Below are 13,428 nucleotides of genomic sequence, written 5' to 3'. Positions count from 1 at the left end.
CACACATGCCTGTCCAAAAAATAAAGCGAACCTATCGCAAAACTAAATATATCCTTTACAAAGAGACATTAGTTGATTATAAAGAGCAGTTTTGGTCCTTTTTAGGTTCCTTCGTTGGTATTGGAATTCTAGCTTACATTCAATCCATACATTTCAAAGGAAACGATGCGGTATATTTAATTGGATCTTTCGGAGCTTCGAGCGTTTTGGTTTATGGCATTATCCAAAGTCCGTTTTCACAGCCTCGAAATTTAGTCGGAGGACATTTAATTTCAGCACTGATAGGCGTTACAGTTCATAAATTTGTACCCGATATTATCTGGATAGCAGCGCCTTTGGCTGTTTCATTTGCGATAATTTTGATGCAGATCACAAAAACCCTTCACCCTCCCGGAGGAGCAACTGCGCTGATTGCTATTATTGGTTCTGACAAAATAAAAGCTTTGGGATATATGTATGTGTTCTCGCCGGTTTTTATTGGCGTGATGATTTTACTTCTCACTGCCTTAATTTTTAACAATATGACTCCGAGCCGTTCCTATCCAAGCCACAGTACTTACCACAAACATTATCATAAATTAAAAAAGCGTTTAAGCAAAAGACAAAATTAAATTTAGACTGCTGATTAAATCACATATTAATTTAGAATCTCTATTCTCAAAAATCTTCTGCAATTATATTATTGTTTGATATTTAAAATGCTATTTTTGGTAAAAGTAATCTCACTTTAACCAGAGCCTCCTTTAAATGAAAAGCAAAATTTTCCTATTATTATTATTAATTGTTGTACAAACTGCATTCAGCAGCAATATTACTGAAAACCAAAAACTAGCCGCGACCTGCAAAATTTGGGGCTTTCTTAAATATTATCATCCAAATGTTGCTGATGGAAGTAAAAACTGGGACGAACAGCTTTTTACAATCCTGCCTCTAGTTGAAAATGCCAAAACTAAAGAAGAGTTTTCATTGGTTCTTGAAAAATGGATTGCTTTGCAAGGAGAAGTTAAAGCGTATGAAGCCACAAAACCGGATTCAAAAGTCGAGTATTTTACTAAAAATTTAGATTTAAAATGGCTTGATGACTCCAAAGTATTTTCTAAAACACTTTCAAAAAAACTAAGATTTATTGAAAAAAATAGATTTCAGGGAAAGCAATATTATTATACGATAGATCCTTATGTAAAAGTTACAAACGAAATTAAATATCCAGATTTTAAATGGACAGATAAAAATTTACGCCTTTTAACATTCTTTCGATATTGGAATTATGTAGAATATTTTTTTCCTTATAAATATCAGATGGATCAAAAATGGGATTTAACATTAGAAGAAATGATGCCAAGATTCAATTCTTGTGAATCTGAACTGGATTTTCACTTAGCATTCAAAGAGCTTACTGTAAAATTAAACGATACGCATGCCTCTCTTGGAACAGGTAAAATGTTTGAAAAATTTGGAAACAAATTCATACCTGCAGTTGTCAAAATTATTGATGAAAAAGCAGTCATTACGAGTTTACACAATGACTCTTTAGCAAAAATAAGCGATATCAAAGTTGGAGATGCCATAACTAAAGTTGACGGAAAAACAATATCTCAAATCATAAAAGAGAACAGTAAGTATGTAGAAGGATCTAATGAGCCTGCAAAATTCAGAAATTTTTATTGGACAATTTTTAACGGAAACACAGACACCTTAAAAATAGAGTTTATTAGAAATGGGAAAGTGGCAGTCAAAACAATAAAACGTTATCCCTATCAAAATTTAAAAATCAAACAGAAAGAAAGAGAAACTTTCAAGATTATAGAAAACAATATTGGATACATCGATATAGAAAATCTTAAAATAACTGATCTGCCTATAATTTTTAGTCAGCTAAAAGATTCTAAAGCTATTGTTATTGACCTTCGTAATTATCCTCAAGAAGACTATATCGAGTCTGCTCTTGCTGAATATTTAAATTTCGAAGAAAAAGAAGGTGCAAAACTTATTGATCCAGATTTAAATTATCCTGGCAGATACATTTGGAGAGAAACTCAAAAATGTGGAAAAACAAATCCAAATAATTACAAAGGAAAAGTTGTTTTACTAGTTAATGAGCATACGCAGAGTCATGGAGAACACGCTGCAATGTTTTTACAAACAGCACCTCATTCTACCTTAATAGGAAGTCAGACAGCTGGTGCAGATGGAGGCGTATTTCAAATAGAAGTAATGAAAGGAATAAGAACCCAAATAACAGGTTATGGCATGTTTTATCCCAACAAAAAAGAAACGCAAAGAATAGGAATTGTTCCTGATATTGAAGTGAAACCAACAATCAAAGGAATTCAAGAAGGCAGAGACGAAATTTTAGATCGTGCCTTGCAATTTATTGAAACTGGAAAATAAACACTAAAATCATCAAAGTTATAAATATCAAAACAAACAAAATGAAAAAAACAACCTTATTATTTCTTCTGCTTCTTACGCAAATTACATTCGGCTACAACAAAATTACCAAAACTCAAAAACTAGCCACAACCTGCAAAGTGTGGGGATTCCTTAAATATTATCATCCAAATGTTGCTGATGGAAGTAAAAACTGGGACGAACAGCTTTTTACAATCTTGCCCGAAGTTGAAAAAGCACAAACCAAAGAAGAATTTTCATTAGTTCTAGAAAAATGGATTGCTTCGCAAGGAGAAGTTAAAGCGTATGAAGCCACAAAACCGGATTCAAAAGTCGAGTATTTTATTAAAAATTTAGATTTAAAATGGCTTGATGACTCTAAAGTATTTTCTAAAACACTTTCAAAAAAACTGAAATTTATTGAAGAAAATAGGTTTCAGGGAAAGCAACACAATGTTCAATATGGTGCGCATGATGCTTCGCTTTTAGAATTTATTAATGAAGTAAAATATCCTAATTTTAAATGGAGCGATGAAAATTTACGCCTTTTGACTTTATTTCGTTATTGGAATTATGTGGAATATTTTTTTCCATATAAATATCAAATGGATCAAAAATGGGATATTATCTTAAATGAAATGTTACCAAGGTTTATTGCATCCGAATCAGAAATCGATTTTCACCTTGCAATTAAAGAACTTTCGGCGAAACTAAATGATACTCATACTTCATTTGGAACCAATAAAATGTTTGACCGTTTTGGAGACAAATGGATGCCTATAAATATTAAGATAATAGATGAAAAAGTTATTGTAACTGGTTTTCAAAATGATTCTTTAGCAAAAATAGATGATTACAAAATTGGAGATGTCATTACAAAAATTGACGGAAAAACAATATCGCAACTTATAAAAGAGAATAAAAAATATGGAGAAGGCTCAAATAAAAGTGCAGTACTGGATAAACTTTATTGGCTTTTTGTCATGGGAAAATCAAATGTTGGTGAAATTGAATTTAACAGAGATGGAACTAAATCTATTAAAACAATAAAACGTTATCCCTATCAAGATTTAAAAATTCAATTTAAAGAGAAAGAAAAATGGAACGTTTTGACAGACAATATCGGCTACGTAAATATGGGGGATCTTACTGAGGCTGATGTTCCATTGATGATGGAACAACTAAAAAACACGAAAGCTATTATTTTTGATATAAGAAACTATCCACAGGGAACTAATTATGCTATTGCAGAATACTTAAATCCAGAACCCAAGGAATTTGTTAAATTTATAGAGCCTGATTTAAGTTTTGCAGGCAGGTATATTTGGAGGAATGGTATTGAAACCTGCGGAAAAATTAATCCAGATTATTACAAAGGGAAAGTAGTTCTTTTAGTAAATGAAAAATCAATTAGTCATTCAGAATATACCGCAATGACTTTACAAGTTGCCCCAAATGCAACCATAATTGGCAGCCAAACTGCAGGAGCAGATGGCGCAAATACAAGATTCGAAATAATTAAAGGACTTCAAACTTCCTTTACCTGTTATGGTGTTTTCTACCCTAATAAAAAAGAAACACAAAGAATCGGAATTGTTCCAAATATTGAAGTAAAACAAACTATCAAAGGAATTCAAGAAGGCAGAGACGAAATTTTAGATGAAGCAATTCGTTTCATAAATAAATAATACTACAGTATTTAAAATCAATTAACCTTTAAAATAAAAACCAAAAATCATGAACAAAAATTTAATTTTTATAGCATTCTTATTACTAGGATCAATAGGATATTCACAATCATTGGATTGCAGTAAGTTCAAAAACGGAAAATTTTATAATAAAAGTTTTCCTAGCTCCAATTTTGTCATTAAAGATACAATCGTGGAAGATTTTAACAATGATGATCTTTTTTTTACTTGGAGTATAAAATGGATAAACGATTGTGAATATGAAGCTGTCTGTACTAAAAGTACGACTGACTTTATTGCTGTTGGAGATAAAATGATTGTAACAATTACGAGTATAGAAGATGAATGCTTCGCTTTTAATAGAAAATTAATAGACAAAAAATTTGCTGATGGTTCGGATACAAAGAGTTTTTATAGTTGTATTAAAAAGGATTAAGGAACTAGAAAATTAAAATTGCATGCAAAATATAATTTTACAAATCGAAGTAAACTTTTGGAAATAAATTAACAAAAAAATCTAACAAAAAAATAAAAACCATTAAAGATGAAAAAACTAGCAGTACTTATTCTATTATTAATTGGAACAATCGGATATTCACAGACTCTAGATTGCAGTAAAATTAAAAACGGAAAATTTTATCATTCCGAATATCCTGAGAGAACTAGTATTAGGAAAGACAACATTCAGGAAGGCTATAATAACGGAGTACTTGAAGTCGTTTGGAACGTTGTATGGATAAACGAATGTCAATACGAAATAATTTGTGCTAAAAAACCCAAAATTCAATGTTTGCAATAGGTGATAAAATTGTAGTTGAAATTACGAGTATAGATAATGATTGTTACACTTGTAAAAGGACATTTTACAGTAAAGTTTTTCCTGATGGCGATGTAAATCCCAGCACTACTTATTGTATTAAAAATGATTAGTCTAAATCATTAAAATTAAATTCATATAACCCGCTGGGTGTAATTCTATTTTTGGCTGAAAAAAATCTTTTCAACAAAACCCAATTCATAAATTTAAAATCTAAAATTAAACTTTACATTTGCTCTTTCAATAAAAACAACGATTATGGTTTATAAATTCAGAGTCATTCTAGATGCCGAGGAAGACATTTTTAGAGACATAGCAATACTTGCAGAGGACACTTTAGAAGATTTACACAACGCTATTTTCAATTCATTTGGTTTTGACGGAATGGAAGTGGCTTCTTTTTATACCTGCGATGAAACCTGGAATCAGGAAGATGAAATCCCAATGTTTGACACAGGCGATGTCCCTGGTCAGCAAAAAATCATGAGTGATTACCAATTGTCAGACATATTAGATGAAGAAAACACCAAAATCATATATGTTTATGACTTCATCAACATGTGGACTTTTCTAGTGGAATTAGCCGCAATTGAAGAACAGGCTGTAGGCCAGACTTATCCTGAAACTATATTCTCTCACGGTGAAATGCCAGACGAAGCACTCGAAAAAAACTTTGAGGCAGATGATATGCACAACGACATTTACGGTGAATTTGAAGATGATTTAGACGAAGACGATCTCGACATGTTTGAAGGAGACGACAGCTTTGAAGACTACGGGTTTGAGGAGAATTGGAATTAAAACAAAATTACAAAAGAATCAAGAGCCAAGAGTAAAGACTTTAATTTCTGTCTTTTTTCTTGGCTCTTTCATCTATCATCTTTAATAATAAATAAAAAAATGATCAACTTATACAACACACACATTGAAACGCTATCCATACACCGTGTGGGAAACATGAGCAGGAACGAACCTCTTTTTTTATCGGAAGAACCGTTTAAATTAAATGACGAAATCGTGCCTTTGATGAAAGAATTTTTCTTTAAGCCATTTAAGGAAAAAGAAGAAAACTACTTTCAGTTTGCTCATGAAGTAGATTTGGATTACAATGACATGTTTAAATATGCTAATGAAATTTTCAGTAATCCAAATTCTTTGCATGAGGTTTCAAAAAAAATCACCAAGCATCTTTTTGAGCAGTCCAACCACCCGCATATTAAAAATGGTGAAGTTTACGTAACCTATTTAACCAATTTAAGCATTGACAACAATGTAGTTGATGCTATTGGTATTTTCAAAAGCGAAATCCAATCCGACTTTTTACAGTTTGAGGAAAAAGGAACGCAATTGGAAATGATTTTACAGCATGGAGTAAGCTTAAACAAACTGGACAAAGGCTGTCTGATTTTTAATTACAAAAAAGAAGAAGGCTACAAAATTCTGTCTGTGGACAGCAACCGCTATGATGCTAGATACTGGCTAGAGCATTTCCTTTCGGTAGATGCTTTTGAAGATGAAAATTTCATTACCAAAAAATACTTGAAATTCTGCCAAAACTTTGCCAAAGATGTTGTTTTCCCAGCCGAAGACAAAAAAGAAGAAGTAATGTTCATGAACCGTTCTGTGAATTATTTTGCAAAAAACGATCAGTTTGAAGAAACCAATTTCCTAAATGAAGTTTTAGACAACCCAGATCTGATTCCAGAATTTAAAAATTACAAAGTAGATAAAGGCGAGAAATACAGCATCGAAGATGTTACCTCCTTCCCTATTGCAAACGCAGCAGTAAGCGACGCTAGAAAATCGATTAAAAATGTAATCAACCTAGACACACATATTCAGATCAAAATGGATTTTATTAATCCGGACAGTGCCGAAAAATTTGTAGAAAAAGGCTGGGACGAAGAAAAACAGATGTACTACTATCTGGTTTATTTCAACAAAGAAGAAAAATCATAATTGTGGTTTTACGATAAGGAAAACTCATTAATAGAGATTCAATTTACAATCCCCAACTGTTTGATCAGTTGGGGATTGTTTTTTTATAACAATAAATCATTTAGAGAAGAGTAAAAAAACTTTTCTGTAAGATTTAAGCTTAATTAATTAAAAAAATGCGCTTTTTATCGATTTTATTTGAAAAATAACAAAATTTAACATATGTTTGTTTGAAACATATACCCCCCAGATTATGAGCTTCTTAGATTTCATGTCAAAATTTGTTGACAAAAAAACCGCCTGTTCCATTTTTGGACATAAAATAGTGACTGTCAGAAACGTAACTAATCATTTTAAAGAATATAAATGTACAGTTTGTCAAGTAGAATTAACAAACGATCTACAGGACAAAAAAACATTTTTAACTCCACAGTTAAAAGAAATAAATGAGACTTTATCAAATCATTTCAATAGAAAGAATTTTTCTTCTCTGTAATAGTTTAGGTAAATTTAAAAAACAATATTGAAAGCATTTTTAATTTTAAAAATTGCTGTCAAAAATATTGGTGTTTTTAAAGTTTCGAGTAATATATTCAAAGGCTGCTGCCATAACTTTACCCATAGATTTTGCTTTTTTAAAATTAAGATCCAGCGTGTAGTTATAAAGCTCTATTTTTAGACGCTCCAGATTTTCTTCTGTTGAAATAACATCATCAGCCATTACTTCCATTAGCCGCTCCGTTCTGCTCCCTGCAGAAATAATTCTTTTTGCAAGTAATGCTCTTTCCTCATATTTATACTGCTCGATGGAATTTATCTGAAGTTTATCCTTTATCATCATTACCATCGGATAATTTTCTTTGAAAAACTGAGGACGATAGACCTTTAAATTACCTTCAAAACATTGCTGATCAAAATCAATTGCCCTAATTTTATAAACAACCTGATCAAAATCGTGAATTGGAATTACAACGTAATTATAAGCTCTCATATCTCCCAAAAGGCGTATCATGCTTCGCTCGTTAAACTTCACAAACTCCTTTGAAATTTGAGCCTTTTCAGTTTCGCTGCACTTTTTTAGATTTTCCTTAATAAAAACATCACCGGCAATTCCCATAATGTGCTCTTCTACCAAAGTGTCATTATAAATAAGATAATTCATTTTGTCTGGCGACAAAAGATGCTCTAATTCCAAACCATAAATCCTTGATGCATCTGCCTTTTTTACATAAAAATGAGTGTAATTGTCATTTAGTATATTTCGGACTTTTATTCTAAAGGGTTTTGAGTTTCCAAAAGTGCAATAATCAATACAGTCAACATTTAGATATTTTATAATATTGGAGTTACCATCAGAATGCAGAAGCGAATAAATTTTCTTTAATGTCAAATCAATATCAGCTCGCTCAAATTCGTTATAATAAACACGAATCCACAAAGTATCCACATCATTCTTGTCATAAACATTTATAGCTCCAGAGAAACGCAATAAATCACCGTATACAATGGGGACTTTCGAAATTCTATCGTATCGTGCCAGATAATTTAATAAATTGCTATTTATTGGATAGGTAGGTTTTTTAAAAACCATTAACTTCTCATCACTCATTGTAAATAAATTTATTGCAAATTTACATTAAAACCCTTGCATATTGAAGGAGTTAGGCCTATAATAATCATAAAAAACTCCCAATAAAAGATATTCTGCCAATGACTCTAAAACAACATTTTTTTTCCAGAAAATAGTTTATTTCAGTTACTTAAGTAACAAAAAACAAACTAGGTCGTCCTATAAAAAAAACGATATATTTTGGAAACAATTCTTTCAATTCAGAATCTTAACAAGCGCTATGGAAGTCTTCAGGCTCTAAAAAATGTTTCATTAGAAATAACAAAAGGCAATGTTTATGGGCTTTTGGGCCCTAACGGGAGCGGAAAGTCAACTACTCTAGGCATCGTTCTCAATGTGGTGAACAAAACTTCGGGGGAATACAGCTGGTTTGGCGGTAATCTTGAAACACACGAAGCATTGAAAAAAGTAGGAGCCATTATTGAGAGACCCAACTTTTATCCCTACATGACTGCCGAGCAGAACCTCAAATTGGTCTGTAAAATAAAAAACACTGATTATTCCAAAATTGATGAAAAACTGGAATTAGTAGGTTTATCCGAAAGAAAAAACAGTAAATTCAGCACCTTTTCATTAGGTATGAAACAGCGGTTAGCGATTGCTTCGGCTTTGTTAAACGATCCCGAAATTTTGATTTTGGACGAACCCACCAACGGATTGGATCCGCAGGGAATTCATCAGATCCGAGATATTATAAAACAAATTGCTTCAAAAGGAACTACCATTTTACTGGCTTCACACTTATTAGACGAAGTCGAAAAAGTATGTTCGCATGTTTTGGTTTTAAGAAAAGGCCAAGTCCTTTATTCCGGTCCTGTTGACGGAGTTTCGGCAAATGAAGGTTTCTTTGAATTACAGGCAGATGACATCGATAATCTAATACAGGTTTTACAAAAACATCCTGCAGTCGACAAAATAACAGCAGCCGACACAAAAGTTCTGGTGTATCTAAAAAGTAAATTAGAATCAAAAGACCTGAATCAGTATCTGTTTGCAAATAATATCTGTCTGAGCCATTTGGTAAAACGCAAAAACAGTTTAGAAGAACAGTTTTTAGAATTAACAAAACAATAGCAAAAGTCAATGGCAATGGCAATTTCAATTAAAAAACCAACAATCTTATAGCCTATCTAACAATCTAAGCTGTCCAAAAATGAAACGATTACTCTCTATAGAATTACAAAAAATCTGGCTGAACAAAGCCAGCCGTATTTTAACCTTAACTTACTTCATATTACTTTCATTCATTGCTTTGATAGCTTCTATCAAATTTGAAATTGGGCCTCTTCATTTTCAGGTTGCCGAAATGGGCATTTTTAACTTCCCTTACATCTGGCATTTCAATACGTATGTTGCTGCCATCCTTAAGCTCTTTTTGGCTATCATAATTGTCTCGATGATGGCAAATGAATACAGCTATGGTACCTTAAAGCAAAACCTGATTGACGGATTAAGTAAAAAAGAATTTATCCTTTCAAAATTTGTAACCATAGTTCTGTTTGCATTATGTTCAACTGTTTTTGTTTTTATAATGACGCTAATTTTAGGCTATAATTTCTCGTCTTATACTGAATTAAGCATTGTTTTCTCGGATCTGGACTATCTCTTAGCTTTTTTTGTGAAACTGGTTGGTTTCTTCTCTTTTTGTTTGTTCTTGGGAATATTGGTAAAAAGATCTGCATTTGCTTTGGGTTTCCTTTTGGTTTGGAACATAATTGAAGGAATCGCGAAGGGAATTTTGTACTTTCGTATTTTCCCAGAAGGCAAAACTGCTAATTATATTACACAGTTTTTCCCTTTGGAAGCAATGTCAAACTTAATTGTTGAGCCTTGGACCAGAACCTCCATCGCTAAAACAATCGGAACTCAAATGGGAGTCGAAAATATCAAAGATTACAGTGTCACATTTTCGGCAGTTGTGATAGTTATATTCTGGACAGTTATTTTTTTATTCTTATCTTATAGAATCTTAAAAAACAGAGATTTGTAGTATCTTTGTATACCATGAATCCTCCAAAATTATTAGCAACAGCTATCCTTTTGTTCAGCCTGAGTTTTGCAAATGCTCAGGTTATTACAGTAGACGACACCAAAACTGCACAGCAATTAATTGAAAATGTTTTGGTGAATAGTTCATGTGCCAATGTTTCTGGATTTAATGCAAGCGGTAATACTTTTACTCCCGGACAAAAAAGCTACGGATATTTTAATGCCGGAAACAGTAATTTTCCACTTAAAGAAGGCGTATTACTAAGCACTTTCAACAGCAAAACCGCTATAGGACCTTATGTAAGCAATCAAATTGGCGGCGGTAATAAATCATGGGCCGGGGATGCCGATTTAGATAGAATACTGGGGATAAAAAGTATAAATGCAACAGTAGTTGAATTTGATTTTGTACCCTTAACCAATTTTATCAGCTTCAATTATATTTTTGCTTCAAATGAATATCAATCTTATTTTCCTTGTGAATTCTCAGATGGTTTTGCTTTTTTAATTAAAGAAAAAGGAAGTACAGATGATTATAAAAACATAGCGGTTATTCCCGGAACTGCTGTCCCTGTTTCTTCTAAGAATATCCACCCCGTTATAAATTCAGTTATAGATTCACAAAACATTACGCACCCAGGCTGTAATTCAATTAACGAAACGTATTTTAATGGCTTTAACAACACAGCAAGCCCGGTCAATTATAGCGGACAGACTATAAAACTGAATGCTCAGACGGAAGTAACGGCAGGGAAAATTTACCATATAAAATTAGTAATTGCCGATGACGGCCCCGAATATTATGATTCGTCTGTTTTTCTGGAAGCGGGAAGTTTTTCGGCCAAAATGGATTTAGGCCCAGACCGCACTGCTGCCAGCAGCAGCCCTATTTGTTTTGGAGAAAACTATCTGCTCGACACTAAACTATCTCCAAGTTATACATTCGAATGGTATAAAGACAGCTCTCCTATTCCAATTCCTGGAGAAACAAAACCATCGCTTACTGTTACTGATACCGGCACTTATAAAGTAAAAGTCACTTTATCTCCATCAGTTTGTACTGCCGAAGATGAAGTAAGAGTGGAATATGCTCCGCAAATCGTTTTAAACGATGCAACCCTATACCGATGTGACCCTGACGGTGATGCACTTTCAGTATCTGATATAACTGCAGCAGATAACATCATTAAAAACAACGACCCTAAACTGACAAAACTAGTCTATTATAAATCATTATTGGATGCCCAAAATGAAACGAATCCAATTCCGAATCCAGCAGTCTATTCAAGTTCAGTAGCAACTGAAACTTTGTATGCTCGTGTGAGTAATGCTTTTGGCTGTACCAAATATGCTCTTTTGAATATAGTATTGCCCAATAACCCCATCTCAACACAAAACCCAATCGAAAGCTGTGATACAGATAACTCTCAGGATGGAATGACACAGTTTAATTTGAATGTCCAAATCACACCACAATTAATGAATGGACTGCCACAAGGACTTACCGCCGAATATTACCTGACACAAAACGATGCCGTTTTGAGGAAAAACCAATTACCCAATCTTTTTACTAATACAATTCCGTATCAGCAAACCATTTATGCCCGTATCCTAAATGGTCCAGGTGATTGTTATGGAATCACTCCCGAAACACTTATTATAAACACTTTTGATCCTCCCAATTTTCAGGACTTAACAACAGGACTGTGTGACGGCTCCAGCAAAGACCTAACAGTTGACAGCGGGTTTTCCAGCTATTTATGGAATACTGGCTCTACAGCTAACACAATAAACGTGACAGCCGCAGGAGAATATACTGTCACTGTGACAAACTCAAGAGGCTGCCAGAAAACGAAAAAATTCATCGTAAAGCCATCTGGAATTGCAACAATTACCGATGTAAAAGTTAATAATTTTTCCGATGCCGAAAATATGGTTACAATTCACTATATTGGTAATGGTAATTTTGAATTTTCATTAGACGGAAATTTTTATCAGGACAGTCCCATTTTCAATGGTTTGGAGGCAGGAATATATTGGGCTGCTGCTAGAGACAAAAACGGTTGTGGCACATCTGCTTCATACAAAGTGTATATTATTGATTACCCTCGTTTTTTCACCCCAAACAATGATGGTTATAATGATATCTGGAAAATAAAAAATTTAGATATACTCCCAAAATCTGCCTTAACTATTTTTGACCGCTATGGAAAACTAATAAAACAGCTGGATGAAACAGGCAATGGCTGGAATGGCACCTATAATGGAAAAGAATTACCTGCTGATGATTATTGGTTTGCGATAAATTTCGCTGATGGAAAAACAATGAAAGGACATTTCTCTTTAAAGAGGTAGTTTAAAAATATTTATTCTGATGAAAAAAAAATTACACTTATTTTTTATTCTATTAACCATAAACTGTTTTTCCCAATTTAGTAAAACCCATTATATACCGCCTTTAGTTGCTGCACAGGCATTAGCAGAAGACCACTATTTATACATTTCGACACCCAGCCTTGTAAATGTCAATTTTAAAATCATAGCCAATGGCGGAAATGTGGTTTCTGGAACCGTAAACAGTACAAATCCTTATCGTTACAGTATTGGAACCGGTGATAATACCCAATTATTCACTCCTGCTGCAATAACAGGAATCATAGCCAATAAAGGTTACATAGTAGAAGCTGAAGACTTAATATATGTAAGCGTCAGAGTCAATTCTGGTTTAGGAAATGGCGGCTACAACCATGCCGGAGGTTTGGTCTCCAAAGGGAATAGCGCATTGGGAACCACATTTAGACTAGGCGCCATGCTAAATCCTCTTCTTGATCCAACATTACTAAACTTTGCCTCAATACTTGCTACCGAAAACGGGACAAAAATTACCATTTCAAATCTTCCAGTCGGAACCAGACTATTAAATATGCCATCTGTTACCGGTCCAATTACTGTCACTCTTAATAAAAATGAAAGTT

General features: G+C 33.2%; 11 protein-coding genes and 1 pseudogene. 11 read left to right on the top strand and 1 reads right to left on the bottom strand.

Annotated elements, in window-relative coordinates; all coding sequences use genetic code 11:
- Nucleotides 1–5 precede the first annotated feature (5 nt).
- The 7 genes from IRZ80_RS13760 to IRZ80_RS13730 all read left to right on the top strand — a co-directional run bounded on the left by IRZ80_RS13760 (nucleotide 6) and on the right by IRZ80_RS13730 (nucleotide 6,855).
- Complete coding sequence (locus tag IRZ80_RS13760) at nucleotides 6–611, top strand: HPP family protein (protein ID WP_194642149.1); 606 nt, start codon at nucleotides 6–8, stop codon at nucleotides 609–611.
- Between the two features lie 136 nt (nucleotides 612–747).
- Nucleotides 748–2,391: a S41 family peptidase gene (locus IRZ80_RS13755; RefSeq protein WP_194642148.1), complete on the top strand. Its 1,644-nt coding sequence runs from the start codon at nucleotides 748–750 to the stop codon at nucleotides 2,389–2,391.
- 41 nt (nucleotides 2,392–2,432) lie between these two features.
- Nucleotides 2,433–4,079, top strand: a complete 1,647-nt coding sequence (locus IRZ80_RS13750) for a S41 family peptidase (RefSeq protein ID WP_194642147.1) — start codon at nucleotides 2,433–2,435, stop codon at nucleotides 4,077–4,079.
- 49 nt (nucleotides 4,080–4,128) lie between these two features.
- The gene (locus tag IRZ80_RS13745) at nucleotides 4,129–4,515 is read left to right on the top strand and encodes a hypothetical protein (RefSeq protein WP_194642146.1); all 387 of its coding nucleotides are present in this window, start codon (nucleotides 4,129–4,131) and stop codon (nucleotides 4,513–4,515) included.
- A 108-nt stretch (nucleotides 4,516–4,623) separates the two neighbouring features.
- On the top strand, nucleotides 4,624–4,878 hold the full coding sequence (locus tag IRZ80_RS13740; protein WP_194642145.1) for a hypothetical protein: 255 nt from the start codon (nucleotides 4,624–4,626) through the stop codon (nucleotides 4,876–4,878).
- 276 nt (nucleotides 4,879–5,154) lie between these two features.
- Complete coding sequence (locus tag IRZ80_RS13735; protein ID WP_194642144.1) at nucleotides 5,155–5,697, top strand: IS1096 element passenger TnpR family protein; 543 nt, start codon at nucleotides 5,155–5,157, stop codon at nucleotides 5,695–5,697.
- A 99-nt stretch (nucleotides 5,698–5,796) separates the two neighbouring features.
- On the top strand, nucleotides 5,797–6,855 hold the full coding sequence (locus tag IRZ80_RS13730; RefSeq protein WP_194642143.1) for a nucleoid-associated protein: 1,059 nt from the start codon (nucleotides 5,797–5,799) through the stop codon (nucleotides 6,853–6,855).
- A 520-nt stretch (nucleotides 6,856–7,375) separates the two neighbouring features.
- On the opposite strand, the gene IRZ80_RS13725 is transcribed toward IRZ80_RS13730, so the two are convergent.
- Nucleotides 7,376–8,443 (bottom strand): hypothetical protein, encoded by a 1,068-nt coding sequence (locus IRZ80_RS13725; RefSeq protein ID WP_194642142.1) that lies wholly within the window; start codon nucleotides 8,441–8,443, stop codon nucleotides 7,376–7,378.
- 201 nt (nucleotides 8,444–8,644) lie between these two features.
- On the opposite strand from IRZ80_RS13725, the gene IRZ80_RS13720 reads away from it, so the two are divergent.
- The 4 genes and pseudogenes from IRZ80_RS13720 to IRZ80_RS13705 form a co-directional block, all read left to right on the top strand.
- Nucleotides 8,645–9,538, top strand: coding sequence for an ABC transporter ATP-binding protein (locus tag IRZ80_RS13720; RefSeq protein ID WP_194642141.1), 894 nt, complete (start codon nucleotides 8,645–8,647; stop codon nucleotides 9,536–9,538).
- A gap of 79 nt (nucleotides 9,539–9,617) precedes the next feature.
- Nucleotides 9,618–10,454, top strand: coding sequence for an ABC transporter permease (locus IRZ80_RS13715; protein ID WP_194642140.1), 837 nt, complete (start codon nucleotides 9,618–9,620; stop codon nucleotides 10,452–10,454).
- Between the two features lie 14 nt (nucleotides 10,455–10,468).
- Nucleotides 10,469–12,808: a T9SS type B sorting domain-containing protein gene (locus IRZ80_RS13710; protein WP_194642139.1), complete on the top strand. Its 2,340-nt coding sequence runs from the start codon at nucleotides 10,469–10,471 to the stop codon at nucleotides 12,806–12,808.
- Nucleotides 12,809–12,827: 19 nt separating this feature from the next.
- Nucleotides 12,828–13,428: pseudogene (locus IRZ80_RS13705) on the top strand (IgGFc-binding protein); the annotation flags it as partial.

The sequence above is a fragment of the Flavobacterium sp. HJJ genome, from assembly GCF_015351475.1.
Taxonomy (GTDB): Bacteria; Bacteroidota; Bacteroidia; order Flavobacteriales; family Flavobacteriaceae; genus Flavobacterium; species Flavobacterium marginilacus.
The sequence above is the reverse complement of the archived record's forward strand: the minus strand, read 5'-3'. Positions and strand labels throughout refer to the sequence as shown.

Coding starts and splice junctions, on each gene's coding strand:
- IRZ80_RS13755 (WP_194642148.1), top strand. CDS start 748: ATGAAAAGCAAAATTTTCCTATTATTATTATTAATTGTTGTACAAACT.
- IRZ80_RS13750 (WP_194642147.1), top strand. CDS start 2,433: ATGAAAAAAACAACCTTATTATTTCTTCTGCTTCTTACGCAAATTACA.
- IRZ80_RS13710 (WP_194642139.1), top strand. CDS start 10,469: ATGAATCCTCCAAAATTATTAGCAACAGCTATCCTTTTGTTCAGCCTG.
- IRZ80_RS13760 (WP_194642149.1), top strand. CDS start 6: ATGCCTGTCCAAAAAATAAAGCGAACCTATCGCAAAACTAAATATATC.
- IRZ80_RS13740 (WP_194642145.1), top strand. CDS start 4,624: ATGAAAAAACTAGCAGTACTTATTCTATTATTAATTGGAACAATCGGA.
- IRZ80_RS13725 (WP_194642142.1), bottom strand. CDS start 8,443: ATGAGTGATGAGAAGTTAATGGTTTTTAAAAAACCTACCTATCCAATA.
- IRZ80_RS13735 (WP_194642144.1), top strand. CDS start 5,155: ATGGTTTATAAATTCAGAGTCATTCTAGATGCCGAGGAAGACATTTTT.
- IRZ80_RS13715 (WP_194642140.1), top strand. CDS start 9,618: ATGAAACGATTACTCTCTATAGAATTACAAAAAATCTGGCTGAACAAA.
- IRZ80_RS13730 (WP_194642143.1), top strand. CDS start 5,797: ATGATCAACTTATACAACACACACATTGAAACGCTATCCATACACCGT.
- IRZ80_RS13745 (WP_194642146.1), top strand. CDS start 4,129: ATGAACAAAAATTTAATTTTTATAGCATTCTTATTACTAGGATCAATA.